This window comes from Streptomyces sp. AC550_RSS872 (assembly GCF_019049285.1).
GTDB lineage: Bacteria > Actinomycetota > Actinomycetes > Streptomycetales > Streptomycetaceae > Streptomyces.
The window spans coordinates 1-358 of the sequence record NZ_JAGMUL010000129.1; the positions used below are offsets into that span (position 1 = coordinate 1).

The following is a 358-nucleotide window of genomic DNA, read 5'->3' on the forward strand; positions in this document are numbered from 1 at the left end:
GTGATGCCCTTGGTGTCGGCCAGATTCTTGAGCTGTTCGATGGCGTGCACGTTGTACGTGTGGTTCTCGCCCTGCCAACGCTCGTCCCAGCTGCGCATGTCGTCCGCGGGGTATTCGCCGGCGGGCTTGATCTGGCCGGCGAGGAAGCCGCGGCCGAGCGGGGAGTAGGGCACCAGGCCGATGCCGAGTTCCCGCAGAACGGGAAGGATCTTCTCCTCGACCTCCCGCTCGAAGATCGAGTATTCGTACTGGAGCACGGAGACCGGGGTGACGGCGTGGGCGCGGCGGATGTACTGGGGGCCGACGTTGCTCAGGCCGAAGTACTTCACCTTGCCCTCGGCGATCAGTTCGCCGACCA

1 protein-coding gene is annotated in these 358 nt (G+C 65.4%); it reads right to left on the reverse strand.

All coding sequences use genetic code 11. The annotated features are described in order from the left end of the window. Positions 1-358, reverse strand: a 358-nt coding sequence (locus tag KUM44_RS35855; RefSeq protein WP_217213949.1) for an aldo/keto reductase, incomplete at both ends; no start/stop codon positions are given.